Annotated in this window: 16 protein-coding genes; 4 read left to right on the top strand and 12 right to left on the bottom strand. The window is 38.0% G+C overall.

The window, feature by feature from the left end:
- Positions 1–9: 9 nt before the first annotated feature.
- Positions 10–705: a class I SAM-dependent methyltransferase gene (locus tag NUV40_01220; GenBank protein MCR4342506.1), complete on the top strand. Its 696-nt coding sequence runs from the start codon at positions 10–12 to the stop codon at positions 703–705.
- Here the strand turns inward: NUV40_01220 and NUV40_01215 are convergent.
- The 12 genes from NUV40_01215 to NUV40_01160 form a co-directional block, all read right to left on the bottom strand.
- A complete protein-coding gene (locus NUV40_01215; GenBank protein MCR4342505.1) occupies positions 702–1,823 on the bottom strand; it encodes a glycosyltransferase family 4 protein in 1,122 nt (373 codons plus the stop codon). The two genes, NUV40_01220 and NUV40_01215, sit on opposite strands and share 4 nt — an antisense overlap.
- A 5-nt stretch (positions 1,824–1,828) precedes the next feature.
- Positions 1,829–2,983, bottom strand: a complete 1,155-nt coding sequence (locus NUV40_01210; GenBank protein MCR4342504.1) for a glycosyltransferase family 4 protein — start codon at positions 2,981–2,983, stop codon at positions 1,829–1,831.
- A gap of 3 nt (positions 2,984–2,986) precedes the next feature.
- Positions 2,987–3,556: a hypothetical protein gene (locus NUV40_01205; protein ID MCR4342503.1), complete on the bottom strand. Its 570-nt coding sequence runs from the start codon at positions 3,554–3,556 to the stop codon at positions 2,987–2,989.
- 49 nt (positions 3,557–3,605) lie between these two features.
- Complete coding sequence (gene rplL / locus NUV40_01200) at positions 3,606–4,013, bottom strand: 50S ribosomal protein L7/L12 (GenBank protein ID MCR4342502.1); 408 nt, start codon at positions 4,011–4,013, stop codon at positions 3,606–3,608.
- Positions 4,014–4,154: 141 nt separating this feature from the next.
- Complete coding sequence (gene rplJ / locus NUV40_01195; protein ID MCR4342501.1) at positions 4,155–4,670, bottom strand: 50S ribosomal protein L10; 516 nt, start codon at positions 4,668–4,670, stop codon at positions 4,155–4,157.
- Between the two features lie 348 nt (positions 4,671–5,018).
- Positions 5,019–5,936, bottom strand: coding sequence for a hypothetical protein (locus tag NUV40_01190; protein ID MCR4342500.1), 918 nt, complete (start codon positions 5,934–5,936; stop codon positions 5,019–5,021).
- A gap of 58 nt (positions 5,937–5,994) precedes the next feature.
- A complete protein-coding gene (locus NUV40_01185; protein MCR4342499.1) occupies positions 5,995–10,785 on the bottom strand; it encodes a lamin tail domain-containing protein in 4,791 nt (1,596 codons plus the stop codon).
- Positions 10,764–11,291, bottom strand: a complete 528-nt coding sequence (locus NUV40_01180; GenBank protein MCR4342498.1) for a hypothetical protein — start codon at positions 11,289–11,291, stop codon at positions 10,764–10,766. Before NUV40_01180 ends, NUV40_01185 begins: the two co-directional genes overlap by 22 nt.
- 276 nt (positions 11,292–11,567) lie before the next feature.
- Positions 11,568–12,233 carry a transposase gene (locus tag NUV40_01175; protein MCR4342497.1) on the bottom strand — a complete coding sequence of 222 codons (666 nt, stop codon included), beginning with the start codon at positions 12,231–12,233 and terminating at the stop codon, positions 11,568–11,570.
- A 29-nt stretch (positions 12,234–12,262) separates the two neighbouring features.
- A complete protein-coding gene (locus tag NUV40_01170; protein ID MCR4342496.1) occupies positions 12,263–12,907 on the bottom strand; it encodes a hypothetical protein in 645 nt (214 codons plus the stop codon).
- 261 nt (positions 12,908–13,168) lie between these two features.
- Positions 13,169–16,717 carry a peptidoglycan-binding protein gene (locus NUV40_01165; GenBank protein MCR4342495.1) on the bottom strand — a complete coding sequence of 1,183 codons (3,549 nt, stop codon included), beginning with the start codon at positions 16,715–16,717 and terminating at the stop codon, positions 13,169–13,171.
- Between the two features lie 640 nt (positions 16,718–17,357).
- Positions 17,358–18,203, bottom strand: coding sequence for an ArsR family transcriptional regulator (locus NUV40_01160; GenBank protein MCR4342494.1), 846 nt, complete (start codon positions 18,201–18,203; stop codon positions 17,358–17,360).
- Positions 18,204–18,332: 129 nt separating this feature from the next.
- Between NUV40_01160 and NUV40_01155 the strand changes: the two genes are divergently transcribed.
- The 3 genes from NUV40_01155 to recA are packed head-to-tail and all read left to right on the top strand — an operon-like array spanning position 18,333 to position 21,984.
- Positions 18,333–20,594 carry a DNA translocase FtsK gene (locus NUV40_01155; protein MCR4342493.1) on the top strand — a complete coding sequence of 754 codons (2,262 nt, stop codon included), beginning with the start codon at positions 18,333–18,335 and terminating at the stop codon, positions 20,592–20,594.
- Between the two features lie 26 nt (positions 20,595–20,620).
- Positions 20,621–20,971: a hypothetical protein gene (locus NUV40_01150; GenBank protein ID MCR4342492.1), complete on the top strand. Its 351-nt coding sequence runs from the start codon at positions 20,621–20,623 to the stop codon at positions 20,969–20,971.
- A gap of 2 nt (positions 20,972–20,973) precedes the next feature.
- Positions 20,974–21,984: a recombinase RecA gene (gene recA / locus NUV40_01145; protein MCR4342491.1), complete on the top strand. Its 1,011-nt coding sequence runs from the start codon at positions 20,974–20,976 to the stop codon at positions 21,982–21,984.
- Positions 21,985–21,988: the final 4 nt, after the last annotated feature.

Genomic DNA, 21,988 nt, shown 5'->3' with positions numbered 1-21,988 from the left:
CTATAAACAATGAAAGAAGAAATAGCAAAAGAAATTTTAGCCGAATCAATAGCTAATTACGACAAGATAGCAAAGGATTTTTCCAATACGAGAACAATGTTTTGGGAGGAATTAAACTTCATAAAAGGGTTAATAAAAGAGAATGATAAAATACTTGACCTCGGCTGCGGGAACGGCCGTTTTTTTGAGCAACTTGCGGATAAAAATATTCATTACACAGGGAGCGATACATCTCTTGAGCTGCTTAAAATAGCTCGGGAGAGATACGGCACAAAAGCGACATTTATTAAAACAGAAGGGATAAATCTGCCTTTTGATGACAATTTGTTCGATACCATATTTTCGTTTGCCGTACTTCATCATATTCCATCCGCTAAACTGAGAGAACAATTTATAAAAGAAGCTCGCCGAGTATTAAAAAACGATGGCATATTAGTCATATCAGTCTGGAATTTATGGCAAAAAAAGTTTATTCCTCTAATTATAAAATATGCTTTCTTAAAGATATTCGATCTTTCCAAACTTGATTTTAAAGATATATATTTAAATTTCAATAAATACAGAAAATCTCGTTTCCTTCATGCTTTCACCAAAAAAGATTTATGCCGATTACTAGAAAAAAACGATTTTAAAATAAAAAGGATTGAAGAAATAAAAAGAAAAAGCGGATATTCAAACTTTATTGCAATAGCAAGAAAAATTTAGGATGCGCATTCTTCCCATAATCTTTTGCAAACATCCAGATACTCTTTTTTATCAAACAAAACAGCGGCCATATATTCAGCGCTTACAACGAGATCGCTGAAAAGCAATTTATCATTGATCATTTTAAGTAGCGCTTCTTTCAATGCCGCCCTATTTGAAACAGGCACGACAAAACCGCTATAACCGTCTTTTATAATCTCACCCGCAAGTCCGACATCAGTCATAACAACAGGACAAGAAGAAGCCGTAGCTTCCATAACCGTCCTGCCAAAACCTTCATAATTGGAAGTGAGCAAAAAGATACTGGCTGTTTTATAATATGAAGCAAGATTATCGTTCCATGGTTCAAAAATCACATTATTTTTCATTTTTCTGGCTTTATATTTAAGTTTCTTTTCTTCCGGTCCGGCGCCAACAATAACAAGCCCCACTTTAGGATATTTCCTGAAAATATCTTTCATAACACTGAGCGCCAGTGGGATATTTTTCTCCACACTAAGGCGTCCGGCCATAAGAATTATAAAATTAAATTGCGGATATTTTCTGCGTAAATTTTCAATGATAGGCGCTTCTCTTATTTTTTTCACATCAACAAAAATCGGTAAGACTTCTACATTAGAAATGTTGTATTTTTTCTTTATTGATGCCTTAATCCTCAGGGAGACAACTCTGACACAATCCGCGCGAGGGATGATAAAATTAGCGATAACGACTCTAATACGATTTAAGATTGACTCTTTCTTAAAAAATGGCGAAAGAAAATCTGTATGGATTTGTATTTGTAATTTTGTGTTGAATTCTCTTTTTATAAGCCAACCAGAAAAACCGGCCTCAAAAGGATCTTGTGTTGTGATAAGGTCAGGCCTTTTAAGCTTACGAGCGATTTTTAAAGCATCAGAAATATAAAATAGTTTGCTCTTAGAATTAGTAGCATAGGCAAATACATTACCTGCTATATTCACAGGATTATTATAATTAGAGTTAGTCGCATTTTTAGTAAATACTATGATATCAAGCCTATTTACCAAGGTGCCATATTCAGACATCCTAACTCGCACATCAGATCCGTCTTTAAATATCAAGTCGTCCCTTGAGATCATTAAAATATTTTTTGCCATATATATTATATTAATATTTTAATAGTTTCATTTATCATTCTTTCTTTTGAAAAATTTTTAACTGTTCCCTTCCCTTCTTTGGAAAGATTGCCGCCAAACTCCTTATCAAAAAGTAATCGTAGCAGTGATTCTTTGATTGCTTTCTTATCATTAAATTCTATAAATATACCGTTTTCTCCATCTTTTATAATCTCACGGTTTCCGCCTATAGCGGTGGTGATAATAGGAATACCGGATTCCATAACCTCAAGCAACTGATGAGAAAAACCTTCGTAAGCGGTATTTAATATAAAAATATCAGAAGCTTTTAAATACGCAAGCACCTCTTCATGGGAGAGCCTGCCGAGCATTATTACATTATCCTTGATCCCAAAGTCCAGAATTTTAGAATCAAGATTTTTTCTCTCCGGACCGTCTCCGATAATCAAAAGCTTAGTATGCGGATTACTTTTCAAAATATCCGGCATAGTCTCAATAAGGGCGTCAAATCCCTTCCAAGGGACCAACCTCCCCGCAGAAACAATAATATTGCCATCTATATTATATTCGCGTCTTAGTTCGTCCCTATTTTCAAGAATAGTTGAGTAGTCAAAAGAATTATAGACAATAAAAATCTTATCATCGCTAACACCCCAGCTTGTAACAATTTTCTTTAAATAATTACTTGGAACTATCACTTTCAACGCGTTTGAAGCGACATATCTCTGCGTTTTCCTTCTAAGCTCTGTGACTAAATCAAACCTCTCAACTTGAAATTTTTCCAAACTTGGAAATTGAAATTTGGAACTTGGAAATTTCTGACAATACTGCTCCCAAGCATAATCACCAACAACTTTAAGTATAAATTTCTTTCTTAATATTTTTGAAGCCAAGTATGCCGGCAAACCGACACTCACCGGATCTTGCGCAAAAATTATATCTGCGGTTTTTCCAGCTTTCAGTAATTTTAAAAGATAAACAAAATGGCGCAAAACCCGAGGCAAATTTCTGACATCACTGAAGTTCATAATATAGACACTAAACCCATGCAAAGGAAGATGGTCAAACAATTGCTTTGAATAAGTTGCAGGTCCGCCTATATCCGGAGGATAGATACCGGTTGCTATTAAAATCTTTTTTGATGAGGAATGTTCGCCGGCTTTTAAGGTATCTTCTTTCATTTATTATATGTTCAGTTTATTTAAAATCTTCTCATGCGTGTAATCCAAAATATCCCGCACAAACTTATCATATATGCCCATACGATAAAGAAATTCTTCCGTATCAAAAAAAGCGTATTTAAGCTCTTTTCCGACAACGGCTTCAATATCTTTTATAGTCTTCTCAATCTTATTTTTCTTTATAAAGTCCCCTACAACCAAAAGATCAATCCTGTTATCATCATTCTGTATAAAAATACCGGATATTATTATCAATTTTATCTTACCAACAGTTTTAAGTTTCTTAGCTAAATCTTCTGCGCTTACAGCGGTGGAGTTAAGAAGCAAGCTTCTAAGCAGATTCAAATACGGAAAAATAGGGTCAATCTGCCACCCTATCGCCTTGCCGATTTTTTTCTTCTTTAAAAAACCTATCTTAGATAAAACAGAAATCTCCCGACGGAGAGCGGCCGGTTGGACCTTGCTCCTACGGGAGATTTCTTTATTATCAATTATTTCTTCAGTATTAAGAAAAAACAATCGTAAGATTTTTACACGATTTTGAGAGCCGAAAAGCGTTCCTAAGATATCCATAATATGAACATTTTAACTCTTATCTCGTGTTTTTTCAAGTATAAGGCGCTTATTTAAGCTCTACAACTGCGCCAGCTTCTTCAAATTTCTTCTTTATTTCTTCAGCTTCTTCCTTCTTAACGCCTTCTTTCAACACTGCCGGAGCGCCGTCAACCAAGTCTTTAGCCTCCTTAAGTCCAAGACCTAAGATCTCTTTAGCTGCCTTAATAACTTGTATTTTCTGCTCTCCGGCGCTCTTAAGCTCTACCGTGAATGAGCTTTTCTCTTCTCCGGCTCCTGCGTCACCACCTGCTGTCGGCGCAGCTACTGCCACAGTAGCCTGTGCTGATACGCCAAACTTCTCCTCAAATATCTTTACTAATTCTGAAAGGTCAAGAACACTCATCTTTTCAATCGCCTCAACAATCTCTTTGAATTTTGAAGGCACTACTACATCTTTTTTTGTTTCTTCTGTCATAATATTTTTTAAGAAAAATTCAAAAGTTATTTTCTGTAGGATTTCCTTTATGACCGTCCCTGCCTACCGGCAGGCAGGCTTAAAGAAAATAAGCTTTTTAATTTTTCGTGATTACTTTAAATTATTTTTAATTTTTCTGAACTACTTTTTAATTTGACCTAAAACTCTCACAAAATTACCCATAACTCCATTCAAAGTGACGACCATACCTTGAACCGGTGAATTAATAACATTAACGAACTTACCATAAAGCACCTCTCTCGATGGTATGTTGGCAAGCATCAAGGCTTTATTTGCGTCTATATACTCGCCTTCAAGCATACCTCCCAACATTGTGATCATATCCTTGTGCTTTTTCCCAAATTCGAACACCTCTCTGGCTGGAGCGACAGCATCTTCTTTTCCAAAGGCAACTGCCACTTCTCCGTCAAGCTCTGGAATCTCTCCTTTTAACTTAAGAGTGCCAAACGCCTTCCTTATCAACGTCTTCTTTGCCACCACATAATCAACACCGCTATTCCTAAGATTGCTTCTAAGCTCAGTCTCTCCAGCTACGTTCAATCCGTGAAAATTCACGAAAATAGCTGAAGCGGATTTTTTACCCTTATCTTCAATATTCTTCAATATTTCTTCTTTCTTTTGTCTTGTTATTGCCATAATTTAGTACTTAGCCATTAGGGTTTAGCCAATAATAATCGATTTTTTGTTAGATTTTCTAGTCGCTAGCGGCTATCCGCCGCGGCGGACTAGTGGCTAAAAAAATAAAAACGACCTATAAAAGTCGCAAGAAACAGCCAAAAATGGCCAATGTCTCGGCAGGGCTTATTTTTCCCGACTATCGGGATATGCCTACTGTCTACGACTATATGATTATCAGTATACTCAAAGACAAAATCTTGTCAAACTTTCAAAAAGATAAGTATACAAAGTAGAACGACCGCTTCAAAACGTATACATCATGACTACGGACGTCGCATGTCCGTAGTCCATGTCCGTAGTCTTCTCTTAAATTATCCTCAACATCTTCCCTAATATCAGAGCTAGAATAAAAGATACGGCTACCAAAAGCCATTTGTGCTCTAAGATATATATCAAGGTTGAGAGTAATTTCGCGTAATAATTACTCTGACCGGTTTGGTTATCTTGGTTATTGGCTTCATCTACGGACGTCTTTTTGTCTTTTAGGTTGTCTACTATGCTGTCTATAGTTTCTCCTGTTTTCTGTCCGACAGACTTGGCGATATCTTTTATATCTCCTATTTTAGTGTCTCCTTCATAACTACGTAGATCTTCTTCGTCTGTATTATTCCCAGAAGCAACTAATGGATTAGTGCCACTTGAAACTTCGTCCCCATCAAAAACTCCGTCCCCATCTGTATCTTTATTTAGAATGTCCGTCCCTAACGACTTCTCTTCCTCATCAGATAGGCCGTCATTATCATCATCAGTATCTACAGCGTCTCCAATCTTATCACCATCAGTGTCAGAATCAATGAACCTTTTATCAGTATGGGAAGAATCAAAAGTTAAAGTTACAGGCTCAAATCCGCCGCCAATAATCGCCTTTTTAGTATCAACCAATTTTATATAAATATTATGGTCGCCCTCCTTCACACTCCAATCTGTCCACTTCTCTACCAACCGCCCATTTATCACCGAAAATTCTGATCCACCAATAATTTCCTCGTTATCAAAAAATTGAATCTTGCCGACAATGTCAAAACCGGAATTATTTTGAATAGCCGAATAGATCCGCACATTGTCACCGGCAAAAAAATTATTACTTGAGTACCACAAGCCACTCACAAAACCGGCATTTATCGTCTCCCCTGCCTCTGCGCGTGGCGCGTTAAATAAAGCAAAGTTGATGCCTAAAATACCGAGCGTTAAAATAACAGTAAAAATAAATCTTTTTATACCCATAAATCTATTATACAAATCTGACGACTACCCATATCAAGGACGGTCCTTGATATGGGGCTTAAAATAAGCTTTCCGGACTGGTGTTGGCGGTATTGCTTATAAATTCTATTAAGCTGGCAGTGAGATTTGAAGCTGTGTCAACAAGAATACCAATCGCGTTATTCTCAAATAAAAGACTATTTAAGGTGGTGGAAGAATTATAGATTGCAAGCGCCCCTTGCGTGCCCCACTTACCGCTATAATTATTATCTCTAAATACAGAATTCTCTATTACTAAATTTTCCGACTGTTTAGACAGCAACCCGAATGGATAATTATTAGTAAATAGTGCTTCTGATATATGAGCGCTACCCTCTTCAATAGAGACTCCTGACTCACTATTTCCATAAAAATTATCACCCGCATAACGAACAGTAAATCCTTTAGCGTTCATTAATCCGCCCTTTAAAATATGGATACCCTTCCATTGAGGAGATAATTTCGGAGTAGTGGTGCCGCCGACAATGGTGCCGGGAAAAATCGTATCATCATAAAGACTTGTAAAGATGATATCATCTGACTCATTCCCTTCAATTATAAGCTTACCATTTATTCTAAAGGCAATATCTTTTGATTTAATGACCGCGCCGCTTTCAATGACCAGAGTAGAATCTTCAAATAAATCTATATCACTAATATTCGCCACATAAGGAATATTATCGCCTTTTAAAGTTGTAGTGGATCCACGATCAGCAATATGAGTAGAAATTATAATACCGTTTACACTGTTGCCTGAAGCGCTATTATTTGTAAACTTAGGAACAATGCCTGACACATAAACAGCCTCATTTGCATTTGAATCAAAAATATTTGAATCAATAACAATGCCGTTTCCTGTTACATAAAGACCTCTATCATTGTGTTTAACTGTATTATTTTTAAAAACAGGATTGCCTTCACCAATCACAACGCCTGAATTTATCGCAGACGAATCGTGACCTTTATTATTATTCCTGAAAATATTATCTGAAATTACAGAATCTGAATTTGAAAGCCATAATCCCGAGAGATATGATTCTTCAAAAATAGAATTGGTAACATGGGCAAAGGCGCTGTCAATCTTTAAATTAGCGCGCGGAGAATATTGCTTGTAGAAAGGAGCGCCGGCATAACGAAAGACTACGTTATCAAAGACAGATTCACCGGAATCATCGCCTTCAATCATTACACCATACCAACTACCTGATGTAGGAGAAGTTGATGTGGCATCATTGTTGATATCGCCACCATACTCATCATCATAAAAACTGGTAAAGACTATCGGGTCGTCCGGTGTGCCATCGGCGATAATACTTGCATTTTGGAATTTAAAACCAGCGGAACCATGAAACTTGATTACAGTCCCCGGCTCGATTGTAAGACTCGCGCCATCTCTAAAGGTCTGCCATTGATTGTCTACAAGATATGGACTTTTTTCTTTGGTTAATACTATGTCTTCTGTGATATACAGTTGCCCTCTGGCTATAAGATGAGAAATACTATTTCTTGATTTCGGTGTTCCCTTTATGGGAAAGTCGCCAGCATCTTTGCCGTCTATTATTATAAGATTATTTGTTCCCCAGTTTGAGCCATCTTCTCCGGATACAAGAGAATCTATTCTCTCCATTGTTCGATAATTAGAAGTTGATCCACCGATCCATACCCTTCTATTATTTTCTAATACTGTTTTATCAACAGTAGTAGTTGCACTCCCTTCTTTCTTGTAAGAAAGCATTAAGACCTCACCGCCATTGGAGAGCCCGGAGCTGTTTCCAACTCCACTAAATGGCGCAGGTAAATCCGCCTTTATGTCACTTATCGTGTCATCATCGCTTCGCTCAATCAGATAATAATCTTTTGCTTTTATAATTCCAGAGAGTGGAATATATGGCGCGCCATCTTCTGCCTCAAGTATCCAGTTATCAAGCGAAATGTCGTACTCTGTGTTGTTATAAAGTTCTACCCATTCATCAGAAGGACTGTCTGCCGTGCCGGCCCAAACCACTTCGTTTATCACCACAGGAGAGTTGAAGGTTGAGATGGTCCTAGTGCTTGTGGCGGATCTATTGCCGGCCTTATCTCGCGCCGAGACGCTAAACGAGAACAGAGAGTTTTCAGGCATAGAAACAAGAGTAGAAGTGGCTGTCGTGGTGGCAAAAGTGCCATTACTGTTAATCGTAAAGTAATCCAAGTCGCTAGCGCTTGAAGACCAGGAGATATGGGACTCTGTGCTTTTAGTGAGACAACCGGTGGAGACGAGCGAATTTTCGCACTCTAATACAGTAAGTGAGATGTCAGGAGAGACCGAGTCAACTAAGAGTGACGTCTCGGTCGAGCTTGAAGTATTGCCTGCCGTGTCTGTCGCGAAGAAATTGATGATACTTGCACCTTGTGGGAAAGCTAACGGTAGTTGCCAAGTGCCATTTGAGTCTACTGTGGTAGTGGCATTGTCAAAATCCGTCGAGATTATAGAGGAAGATTCGGCTGTGCCTTGAAAGACTATCGTGCTTGTTGTGAAAGTTTTAGAAAAATCTGAAGGCGAAGCGATGATGGGTGCGTCGGGTGGAACAGTATCTGCTTCAGAATTATTATTTTGTTCAACATCTTCAGTGAAAAATATATCTAGCTGACTATTGTTGGCATATCCCGCAGTTTGACTTTGAGTATTTTTCGTAGATTCTTCTGTTGTGATGGTTTTTACCACTGGAGGCGGTGCTCCCCCGCCGAAGCCGGGCGCGGGGATTGGTGTCGGTTGAGTTGCCGGGGTTTGATTATTCGCAATATTTTGAGTAGCAGATACTGCTATGACAGCGCCAATTGGGCTACTACTTAAGCTATTCGCTTGAGTTTGCAGGGTGTTGATCATGGCTTGCGCGCTGTCTAACTGACTTTGCAAGGAAGTTAAGTTGCCAGCGGATGAGAAAATCGGCGCTGATACTACAGAAGCCGAAGCTGTGTTAACAGCTTCGTTAATAACATCCGACGCCGGTGCTAATACAGCTTCCAGAACACTCGAGTTCCTCATCTGAAGATCGACTGGATTCTCCACGGCACTCAACACAGATGAAGTCTGCGCCACCGATGTGCCGGAGAAGAGGTTTTTGATACCTGAAACAGCGTTATTAATAATATCTTTCGACTTTGTCAAGTAAATATTTGTATCAACAACCGCCTTATCGTAAGCACCTATACTATTTACAGCAAGCAAACGAGGGGATTTCTGGATATAACTTGATATTGCCTCATTTGAGTCAGGAATTATTTCAGGCAATAACTCCGGATTTTCTTTATACATTTCAACTTCCCTGAAGAATAGGTCTAGGACGCTGGCACCGGTGAGAACTGCTTTAGGGGCGAGATGAGTGAAATATGATGGGAGAATAAGGGATGAGTCGTTGAGGGAATATACAATTTTACCTTTTTTAATTTCATAACTCGTGAGAGGAGTATCTTCATCATTATATAAATAGCCTGTCTTTTTAATTAAATTTTTCAAATCCGGCTCATTATACTCTTCATTACTGATAGTATCTTTTGAAAAAAAATTATTATTAGAATAATTCGCCAAATAATCAAATGCGTCTTGTATAGAAGAAAAATTTATTAAATTATCATTCTTTAAATTTTCCGCAATATCCAAGCTATTAAAATTAGTATAATTTTGAGCATATATTTCATAAGGGTCTTTAGTATCTCCGTGAATATCCGCATGCGTATCACCTCTTGTATGGGCAGGGACAGACACATCTTCCACCAAGTGAAGAATATGACCCAAGGCGATAAAAGCAGTTTTTTCATCCCCTTTTACATAAGCATTAATCGCTTTCTGCCATGTCTGATTGCCATATTGCCTGCCATAAGCCGATTGATATTCCTGGTTAGTTACCCAATCTATAGAGGCAATAGCCGGCATCGGCGCCATTGATTCACCTTCCCATAATCCTTCTTCTTCAGAAAGATCCCCGAAATGCTTCCCCGACCAGCCACTTTCATGAACAGGATCATAGAAGTGATTTATCCATCTAGCGGGCGTATCTTCATCAATAGCACCTTTTCTCATCCAGTCTATCTCTTTTTGAGATATCCCTAGACTCTGGTTATCATTTTTTAGATTCCAAAATTTGGCAATCTCCTCTGTTAAGTCCGGGTGAGTGTAGTATGGCGAATAGGCAAAAACTGAAGAGATTACAACAATATTAAAAATTAAGAGGAAAATTAGAATTGATTTTTTAAAAAATATTAAATTATATATTTTTCTGTAATCAACTTTATAATATAAAAAATAATATATAATAATAAAAATCAAATGTACAGGTAACATTAAATTAAATAAAACTGCGGCCGCTAAGCCGATCATATCTGTCTCACTTGCAGACAAACCTAGGGTAATTATAAGAAGTAAAGAGACAATAGAAATAATCGGGGTTAAAATTATCTTGATTATTTTAATGTGTTTAAAATACACGAGTAGGGCAAAACAAAACAAAACAGGCGCACTAAAATATATCATCTCTCCTCCATTAAAACCTGACAATAAGCCTAAACTTATAAAAATAATTAATAAGGCAACAGAAATAATTAAAGTTGAAATTAATTTAATATGAATAATATGTTTGATAAAAAATATATCCAATAACCCCGGCATAATCAATCCCACAATATATGAGCGTATCATCCAGCTGTCAAATTTCCCACTGAAAAACTGCAATATAAAATATCTAAATTCAAAATGATCTACAAAATATAAATAAATGAAAAAAACAACAAATAAAATAAATAACCCTAAAAGATATGATCTGATTATTTTTGTTATAGATTTATTATTTTCCATATTTTAGTATAAGGGTTGAGATAGAATTCAATTCTATTTTTTATCATATCATCTGTTCCTGGTTCTTTAACCATATAAAAATAATGAGCGCGAGTTTTATCCGCTAAAATAAAATCTGGCAAAGAGGTATCTTTTTGGAGTGGCGCAGAGAGTTCTCCAAGATACACTTTTAAGGTATCATCTTTCTTGGCTTCTTGTAAAAATTGTCTTTCTTTCTCCTGATCCCCCACTCTGTGATACCTACTCGCCAGCTCGATATCGCCCTCTTTTAAAGCGCCCATATACATAGCCCAGGTTTCCTCTGGTGTTTTACCACCATAAATATCATCTTTATACGGCTGTTCTAAGGCATTTTGAAAATTTTCTGTAATTTTATCAGCCTTACGAATATCAAGACCATATTTTACAATGCCACCGGCAAGATAACCAACAACAGCAGTTGCTAAAAGAATGGCAACTATTATGATTATTTTTAAAATTTTCTTAAATAATGTTTGATTTTCCATAATTTTAAATTCGATTATTAAAAAGGCTTTAGCGCATCTAAAAACGTCGGGCCAGCCCCCGGCCATTTCTCATCATAAGAGACCATGGTTCCAGCCACATACCCTACAACAAAAAATAGAAAGAAAATAATTATAATTGTAATTATAAACTTCCTAGACTTTAAAAAACTAAATAAAGTATTCATATACATTCATCCTACCCCAAATTAACCAAACCTTCAAATCTTTTATATCAATCCTATCCAAATCCTATCCAAGGGGTCCCCTTGGATAGTCTTAAAGTGTCACCTTTTTAGTTTGATACTTTAACCATTCACTTATAAAATCATCGAATTCCTTAAAATCAACAAAATACTCCGGAAACTCACTTTTGTTCAGGATCACTGCTTCTTCCCTGTTTTGCCCAATATAATCAAGATAACTTGAATATTTATAGCTATTTAAATACTCTTTTGTCTTCTCTATGTCAGAAATGCCCTTTTCTTTCCACTCCGGATCGATCAATTTAACAGGATTTAAGTGGATATAAGCGAATAAATACTTCAAATATTCATCATTATCCACATGGGTGGCCTTAAAAACTCCCTCAAAAAGCTTCCCTGTCCTCTCATTCTTTTTATTAAAATACATAGAATACCCTGTGGATAACTTACCCAAAAACTTAGTTATCCCTCCTTCGGTCTTTTCTCTAACTAGTATATGGAAATGATTCGGCATCAAGCAATAAACCCCAATATCCACTAATGTTTCCCCTCTATCAATCCTATCCAAGGGGACCCCTTGGATAATCTTAAATACAACAGATTTATTATTATTGCAGACAAACAAAAGCTTCATAAATCTTTCAAAGTCAGAACCATTTAAAAATATACCTCTTTTATCATTTCCTCTATTATAAATATGATAAAATTCACCTATAGAAAATTGGATTTTACGTTCCATGTGTTAACAATTATAACTCTCATTCTAAATTAATCCAAGGGGACCCCTTGGATAGGCATGGAGAAAAGGGACTTTAGGTCATCGGAAGTGTCCGGATTAGAGGCTATACCCTCCTCTAAGATGGCTTTTGCCTTTGCATCATCTTTCATACCATATTTATAAAGCTCATAGAAATTAGTGTAAATATAAATCTTTGAAGGGTCATTGGCTAGTGCTTTCTTAAAATTTACTTCAGCCTTTTGATAATCTTTTAGCTCATAAGTATATAAGTTACCTAGGTTAGCAAAAGAGGTAGAGTTTAATGGCCTTAATACGCCTGCATACTGCCACATATCTTCTGCGGCGCTATAATCCCCTATGGCCTTTAAATAAACGCCTAAAACAAGCCAATTATCAATAAAATCAGCATTTTCTTTAATCTCATCTATTGTAGTATTTATCTTTGATATATAAATCTCTTTAACGTCAGAAGGAAGACTGTCTTTAAAATAGAAATCTCTGTCTAGATCTGGCATTTTCTCGCTAATTTGACCTAAATTGCTACTATTTTCAGAATCCAAGGGGGCCCCTTGGATTAGTGGTGGTGGTAATTTATTTAGATCGCGCCAAGCATAAAAACCAGCGCCAGCCACGATTATCAAAATAGTAATTATTAATATATACTTATTTTTCATATGATTCTATTTTTTAATAATCCAAGTCCAAGGTGACACCTTGGACGTTAGATTGGATACTATTTAATAATAGGTAGCTATATTTTAACAAAATTCTGATAAAATACAAACTCGTCAATTAAAATCTCACTCTAAAATCAAATTCAATCAAATCCAAGGGGACCCCTTGGATTTGATTTAAATAGCAAAAGCCCCCGATCTCTTTCGAGAAAGGGGGCTTTTGACTAACCATCAGCCTAAGGCTGATCACAAGAGGTTAGATTATTGTGACAATACTTCCGCAGTCAAGTTTGCTCCTGGAAGACCGATTACGTTGTAACCGTTTATCCAGTCTGCATGCGCATTGGCTGAAGTTGTAGTTGCATTTGGTGACCAGATAAAGTCATCATTTGAACCAGCGTCATCGTCAACTAGAGTAACGTCACCCATGTAGCTAAGAAGCTGAGGGTATGCGGCGTCACCTTGTAGTTGTGTTGATACTGATGCTCCAGCTGCTGAACTTGCAACAGTGGCAGTAACCTCAAAGTATCGTGTCTGACCTGCTGGAATTTGAATGTTAGTAGCTGTACCTGCATTATCCATAACGACATTAATGTCTGCGTTGTTAGCAAATGAAGCTTTATCGCTGTTCATCAACTTACCTCCGGCATTAACACCTGATACTGGATTTGAGAATGCGGCGTCAGTATAACCATAAGCGTTTAAGTTTGTTACAACAGCAGTTGTTGTAGAAACCTGGACAGTGAACTTATACAATCCAACATCGCCTGCTGAATCAGCAGTAACCTTGAATCGTAGAAGTGTCTTTGTACCATTGCTTAAGCTATTTGTAGGAACAGATACCTTAGCAACTGTAGGTAGAGATTTGAACATCCTCAAACCATTTACAGCTGAGTCAGCTGTTGAACCTGTGTTGATTGTAGAGCCTGAATTTACACCTGTACCTCTTGTACCAGTTGAATCAGTGCCGTCATAATCAACTGTTACCAAGTGACCTTGTGTACCAAGACCTGTTGTGCCGATTGTAGCAAGATCAGCTTTAACTGTCATATACTTATCAGAATCTTTTGGAATTCTGAAAGCGCTTGTTAATGTTGATGTTGCGTTGTTAGCAGTCGTGAAGAATGCTTCGCCAACCTGCGCACCTGAATCGTAGTCATGCAATGTAACTCTTACAATGTCATTTCTAGATGTTGAAGCAGATGTTATCTGTAGAGCAACTCTAGTAATATCAATTGCTTCGTTTGTAGCATGGAACTTCAATACACCTACAGTATTACCTGTTGAACCGGCTACAGCCGCAGCTTTAGATGAAGGGCTCTTACCAGTATCAAGGGCTACTGTGAATGATCCGCTTGAAGCCAGTGTTATCAACTGACCATTCGCGTCTGTAGCTGTAGGAGTAACTGACTGATTTGATGTTAAGCCTGTTCCTGCAAATGTGGCTGCTGAATCAATTCCCCATAGGTACATACCTGTGGCATTTCCAGCTATATCACATTTCAATGAAACTGTCTTAACTGTTCCTTTAGGAATTACAAGTCCTGATCCATCAATAGTGAATGATGTTGAAGAACCGGCAGCTGAAGGATTAACAACATTTGAACCTGTTGTTATCTGTGAAGCGCCGTCATACAAAGCACAGCTTGTAAGGTTTGTTGCTGAACCGTCACCTGACACACCGTAAGCTAGAGGCAATGTTGACATCTTGATGTCTTCACCTGAAGCAGTTGTATCAAAGTAATAATTAGCAAAAGTGAATGTACCTCCGGCAACAACTGTCTGAGCAGCTGGATCCGGTGATACGGAAATTGTCAATGATGACGCCTTAACAGTCATTGTATTAGCTACAACTGCTGATGTAGGTGAAGGTGTAATACTGTTTCCAGTAACCTGACCTGTAACAGTCGTCCAATCTGTTGAAGGTGTAGTAGAAGCCTGAATTGTGTCGTTATTAGCGAAATCAGTTCCTATCTTACCTTTCAATTGGTAAAGGTGTTTACCGATTGGGAATGTAACTGTATCAGAGAATGTAACTGTACCGCCTGAAAGTCCCACTGTTGCTCCGTCTGCAGGACCAGCAACTATGCTGCCGTTTTCATCAACCAAAGTAATATTAGTGACGTCTGCAACGCTTTGCGCTGAACCTGATGTTGTAGCAATTGTGAAATGGAATACCAAGCTTGCAGCAGAAATTTCTTCACCCTTAGCTTCTACCAAGAAACCGCCAAGAGGCTGATCAGTTACGTTCTCTGCAATGTTCTGAGCTTCTACTGTAGTAGCCTTCTGAACATTAAGAGTTCCAGCTGATACTGTCACTTTAGAACCATCAAACCATGGTGTTCCTGTAGTGAATTGTGATGAAGTGTCAGCTGCTGTAGCTGTAGTCTCTCCTGAAGGAGTGATTCCATAACCGAATGTCTCGCCTGTTACATTGATATCAGTATTCTTGTAGATATCAAATATTATTGTTCTTCCTGAACCACCTGCGATATCACCTTTGATAGAGACTTCTTTTGAAGAACCTTTATCAATAACGATTCCTGAGCCGAAGTTTGTAGTGTAATATTGACCATTTGAGCTTGCGACTACGTCATAAGCTGTACCGTCAACATAAGTCTTCAAATTCTCCAAGTCTGTAGAACCGACTGAACCTGACTGATTCCATCTGATAGAATTCAAACGAATTTTCTCAGCTGAACCAGATGTAACCTTAACTGAAGCGAAAGTATAACCGGTTGTACCGATTGGCTTGCTTGCGCTTGCATTAGGATCAAGTCCTCCTACTGCAGGAGTAGCTGAACCTATTGCAAGATTAATGTTTATTGTGTGTCCAGCGCCTGTAATAGGAAGCGCTCCTGATACATTAGCTGAAGTATTTACTTTAACAACTGAAAGGAATGCAACCTGACCAGCGTAGCTGTCTAGGCTTGCTAGCATATTTCCAGCGATTGTAACTGTTCTTGTCTGTCCAGCCTTAACAACAAAAGGATCTCCTACTGTTGCCTGGTGAACTGAGTTCAAAGTCTTAGCGATACCGATCTGATTTCCGTTCTCATCCAAAAGGACGATTCCGGCAAAAACAGCGTCTTGCGCCAAACCTGTTCTTTCAACAAGGATTGAATTTACAGTAACGTCTCCATCTGCTGAAGCTGTCAAAGCAACTTTAGTGAATGGAAGTCTTGCTGCGCTCTCAACTGCAAGTGATGCTGTTGGTTGAGCGACAGAAGATACTGTAAGTCCTGTACCAACTGAAGTTGGTGGAGGTGTTGTGTCTTCGCCTGTTGTTGGAGGTGTAGTTGGCGCACATGTTCCAAAGAGAGCATTTAACTTAGCTCTAGTGGAAGGACCAACATAACCTGTTCCTGTTGTAAGACCAACTGGGGTCAAAACATCAGAAGCGTATTTGTTTTGGAATTTGATAACAGCTGACTTTGTCAAAGAACCGAAATACGATGATTCGTTCCCTGTTGAGCCAACTCCACTTGAAGCAACTTGTGTTGCTTGATCTGAGTTAAGAACCTTTTGAAGATTCATAGCATCTGACCCTGTATCACCCTGCTTCAAATTCGCACCGAATGTGAATCCGCAAACTGTTCCTGTAGCAACAGACCCGCCTGAGATGCCAGACATCTGACTCTGTAAAGCTTGGATCTGAGCAAGAAGAGTTGCGATCTGCGCCTGAAGTTCTTCAACTGTTGCCGCGCTTGCTGGAGTAACCAATACTCCGCCAAACATCATAACAGCAGTCGTAAGACCTAAAGTTACAGAAACTATTTTACTCAATCTAGATTTCTTAAATCTACTCATAAATTGTTTCTAATTAATAATCTCGTTGTACTTTATCTCGTCGCGCTTCGCTCCGTATTAACGGATTAACGAGTTTACGTGAGTCAATAAAACATTCACAAAATTATCATAAGCATAGAGAAATTTAAGTTCGACAGTTCCTAAATAATTCTATGCAACTACTAAACTAATAATTACTAATTTAATTAACCCCGACACCAGGTCGTCTTTTCAGACGAAAAGATGCAAGGAGAAATTACAATAAAATAAACTTTTTAACTGACCTGAATTTCAATCTTTTCATCCGTAAATATTTTGTTTTCAATGTGCCCTCTTTCACTCAGACTTACTAAACCCGATGCTACAATAAAAAGGCGCGCAGTCAAATCAAATCATCTAACTTAAACACATTATAAATCGTCAAGTATCTCTTTCAAAATTATAATGTGGATAACTCTAGCCCTTATAATAAATAAGCCGGGCCAATGACCCTAAGCCTGTATATAAGGTATATTAAAGTATATATTTTCACCCCTCTTAAAGTCAATAAAAACGTAGACAGGACCATATATTATAATGTTGTAAAGACTACTCCAAGTTACCACAAAACAAGGAGGATTCTGTAAAAAAATAGTCAATCCGCCGTGGCGGATTGACTATTTTATTTTTTTACAAAATACCTTCTCCAGCGTTTGTCACCTTCTTTTTCCAAGAGTCCATTATCTACCACATAAAGCAATCTTCTTTGTATCGTCTTCTGGCTCATCTTCGGAAAATTAGAAGAGATGTCCTTTATAGTTACATGTCCATTCTTCTTAATAAAATCAATGATATCCCTTAATTGAGCGTCCTTTTGACTGTCTATAAACTGATTTTTATTAATAATATTTTCATTATTATTAGATATATTTTTATTTTGATTAAGGCCACTATTCTTACTGCCTAAGCGTTGCTTATCTTGAATACCCCCTACACCATAATAACTATTCATAACGGACATATTTTGTCCTTGTCCTTTATAGCTATGTCCTTTATATAAGCCCTGTCCTTTATCCAATGCTTGTCCTTTATACTGTCCATTATGAATGTCTGTTTGTCCTTTATTAAAATATTTATCCTTATGAACACTATCGGTCAACTCAGGAAACAGCTTATCAGAAAATAGTATTTCTTCTTTCTTATCGGTCTCTATAAGCTCTCCTATTTTCTCATATTCTCTCTTTAGAATTTCAAAATTCAAACCGGCTATAAAACTGCTAATACTTGCGATATCAAGCATATGGATAACCTTATTTAAAGATTCAAATATCTCTGCAAAAGAAGTTATCTTGCCTTGAGAGTCTTTATCTTTCAAAGAGACAACATTTATCAAAATGTTGACTGAAGCGCCTCTTAAAGACCACTTGAGAGGCTCTTTATCAGACATAAAATCCGTCACCTTGTATAAGGCGCTTGTGATCTTCCCAACCCTATCCGTCAGATAATTGTAAGTCTCTTCATTTGCCATAACTTAAACTTAAAACTTAAACAGAAAAAAGTAAACCCCCGTCGCTCCTACCTGCCGGTAGGCAGGCGCGAGCGACGGGGGTAAAGTTTTCCGCTTCACGCTTTTTGCTTTTCGCTTTATAATGTCACCATGGCAAAAAAGAGTAAAAAAAATAATAATACCGACAAATGGCATTCAGGAATAAAAGAAGAAACAAAACATTCCATCCTCGCAATAATCTCATTTGTCCTTGCTCTGTTTCTTACGCTGTCAGCAATGGGAAAAGCAGGCATGGTCGGCGAGTCAGTATTCAAATTTTTTGAGTTTCTTTTTGGCGGAGGATTTTTCCTTTTGCCTATTTCTTTTTTCTTAACAGGAGTATCTTTCCTGACATCATTCAGGCCGAATTTTATGCTTGCAACACTTATCAGTAGCGTATTCTTTTTTATCTCAAGCTTAGGCATTACAGACATCATCCTCAAAGACGGAGAATCAGGAGGCTTTGTGGGAAAAATAATTTCCTTCCCGCTTATAAAACTTTTTGACTTTTGGGTGAGCCTCATAATTCTTTTTGCAATTCTTATAATCTCGCTTCTTGTTATGTTTAATATGAGACTCAAACTCAGCTGGCCAAATTTCTTAAAGTGGCCAATTTTTAATAAAAAAAATGATTACGAAAAATCACAAATAGAAACCGATGAAGACGAATATGAAGCAGAAGATGAAGAACCGGAAGAAGGCAAAAACTTGGAGATTCAGCCTCTAAGTCCAGTTGGAAGTTCAACCTCTAAATTAGAAGAAAAATTAAAAGGAGCAGTCATTGCTGTAAAAGATAAAATGACAAGTAAAAAAGGGGCATTAGATGAGGGTTCTGAGCTTATCATAGAATCAGGCTCACGTTCAGGGATAGTGTTCTCGCCTCCGCCAATCTCGCTTCTTGAAAATGATAAAGGTAAACCGGCGGTCGGAGATACAAAAGCGAATTCCAATATCATAAAAAGAACCCTTCAAAACTTCGGAATTGAGACAGAAATGGGCGAAATATCAATAGGTCCATCTGTAACCCAATACACACTTAAGCCGGCAGAAGGAGTCAAACTCTCAAAAATTGTCGCTCTTCAAAATGACCTGTCTCTATCTTTGGCCGCGTATCCAATCCGCATAGAAGCCCCGATCCCGGGAAAATCACTTGTCGGCATAGAGATCCCAAACACCATCAAAGCTATTGTCGGGTTAGCTTCACTTCTGAAAGATGACGAATACCAAAACTCTCCCTACCCGCTTCTTTTCGCACTAGGAAGAGGCGTCTCAGGAAAAGCATTTTTCTCAAATTTGGCAAAAATGCCTCACATACTTATTGCAGGAGCAACCGGAGCGGGAAAATCAGTAATGATACACGCGCTTATAACTTCACTTCTTTACAGAAACTCCCCGGAAAATCTTAAACTTATAATGGTAGACCCAAAGAGGGTTGAATTAACACTCTATAACAACATACCGCATCTTCTTACACCCGTAGTAACAGACGCAAAAAAAGCCATTCTAGCCTTAAGATGGGCAGCAAGAGAAATGGACAGGAGGTACGACATCTTAGAAAAATACAGCACGCGCGATATCCAGTCTTATCATAAAAATATACTGGCGCCATATGTTAAAGAGAACCAAAAAAGAGTATCCGAATCTGACGAGAATGAAGAAAATGCGAGCGACAAGCCAGAAACTCTGCCTTATATAGTAGTGATAGTAGATGAGCTTGCCGATATAATGACAAGTTATCCAAGAGAACTTGAGTCTGCCATAGTAAGGCTCGCTCAAATGTCCAGAGCGGTAGGCATACATTTGGTAATATCAACCCAAAGGCCGTCTGTGGAAGTTATAACCGGACTTATCAAAGCGAATATACCGTCTCGTATAGCCCTCCAAGTAGCTTCTCAAATTGACTCCCGAACAATCCTTGATATGTCAGGCGCGGAAAAACTCCTAGGATCCGGCGATATGCTCTACTTGGCAAGCGATATGGCAAAACCAAGACGAATACAATCACCGTTTATCTCAGAAAACGAAGTAAAGAAAGTTGTAAAATTCCTCAAAGACCGGTATGAAGATTACCCGCCGGCTGATGGTCCGCAATCTTTAAACCTTTTCGGAGCCGAGAGTGAACAAAATTCCATTTTCAACCAAAAATTTGATGACGAAACAAACACAGGAGACGATGACGAGCTATATGAGGAGGCAAGAGAGATTGTAATAGAAGCTGGAAAAGCTTCATCGTCATATTTGCAGAGAAAATTAAAAGTAGGCTATGCCAGAGCGGCGCGATTACTTGATATATTAGAAGAGCGGGGGGTTGTAGGTCCGGCTGACGGTTCAAAACCAAGAGAGATATATGAGGAGCCTAAAAATGATGACTAACAATAGCTTAAACAATAAAAAGAAAAATGACGGGGAATAAAGACAAACTGATTACACAAGGGATAATCGGCTCTATATTATTCATAATAGTCGCCGGCTATTCTTATTATGAGGTTAAAGATTTCATAACAGGACCAAAAATTGAAATAACATCGCCGAAAAACGGAGAGGTTATAAATCAATCATTTATAGAAGTGCAGGGGACAACAAAAAATATCTCCAAATTATTCTTAAATGATAGACAGATATTTACAGATGAAAAAGGCATTTTCAACGAAGAATTGCTCTTGTCGCTCGGCTATAATATAATAGAAGTTAAAGCGAGAGACAGATTTGAAAGAGAGACAAAAAAAACATTAGAAATAATATATAAATAAATATGGCGAAAGCGAAAGATGAAAAAACATCAAAAGAAAAAGATAATAGCATAGAAGACACGCTCAAGCTCATAAAAACAAAATTTGGAGAAGGTTCTATAATGAAATTAGGAGAAACACCTAAGGTTGATATTGATGTAATATCATCCGGCTCTATCGGACTAGATGAAGCGCTAGGCGTAGGGGGAATACCTTTAGGGAGAATTATAGAGATATTCGGCCCTGAATCATCAGGAAAAACGACTTTATCCCTTCTTATGGCGGCGCAAGCTCAAAAGAAGGGCGGTCTATGCGCGTTCATTGACGCGGAGCATGCCATGGACCCGGAATATGCAAAGAAACTTGGAGTCCAAATAAATGATCTTCTAATTTCCCAGCCGGACAACGGCGAACAAGCGCTTGAAATAACAGAGAGCCTGGTCCGCTCCGGCAAGCTGGACTTAATCGTGATTGATTCAGTAGCCGCGCTTACTCCAAAAGACGAAATAGAAGGAGATATGGGGGCTTATCATGTTGGGAAACAAGCCAGACTGATGTCGCAAGCGCTCCGCAAACTCACAGCCATAGGCGCAAAAAGCAGAACATCAGTAATATTTATAAATCAGATACGCATGCAAATAGGTGTGATGTTTGGCAATCCGGAGACAACGCCTGGAGGCAAGGCTCTTAAATTTTACTCTTCGGTAAGAATTGACGTAAGACGTATCGCTCAAATCAAAAAAGGAGAAAATGTAATAGGAAATCGCGTCCGTGCCAAAGTTGTGAAAAACAAAGTCGCCGCCCCTTTTAAAAAAGCGGAATTTGACCTTATCTTCTCGGAGGGGATATCCAGAGAAGGAGAATTACTGGCACTCGGCGAAAATCATGGAATTATAGAAAAAAGCGGGTCCTCATACAGTTACGGACAAGAGAAACTCGGGCGAGGATATGACGCCTCTCGCCTATTCCTTAAAGAAAATCCTAAAATATCAAACGAAATAGAAAAAAAAATTAAAGAAGAATTGAAAAAATAATCTT

It is taken from the genome of Patescibacteria group bacterium, assembly GCA_024654625.1.
GTDB lineage: Bacteria > Patescibacteriota > Minisyncoccia.
The sequence above is the reverse complement of the archived record's forward strand: the minus strand, read 5'-3'. Positions and strand labels throughout refer to the sequence as shown.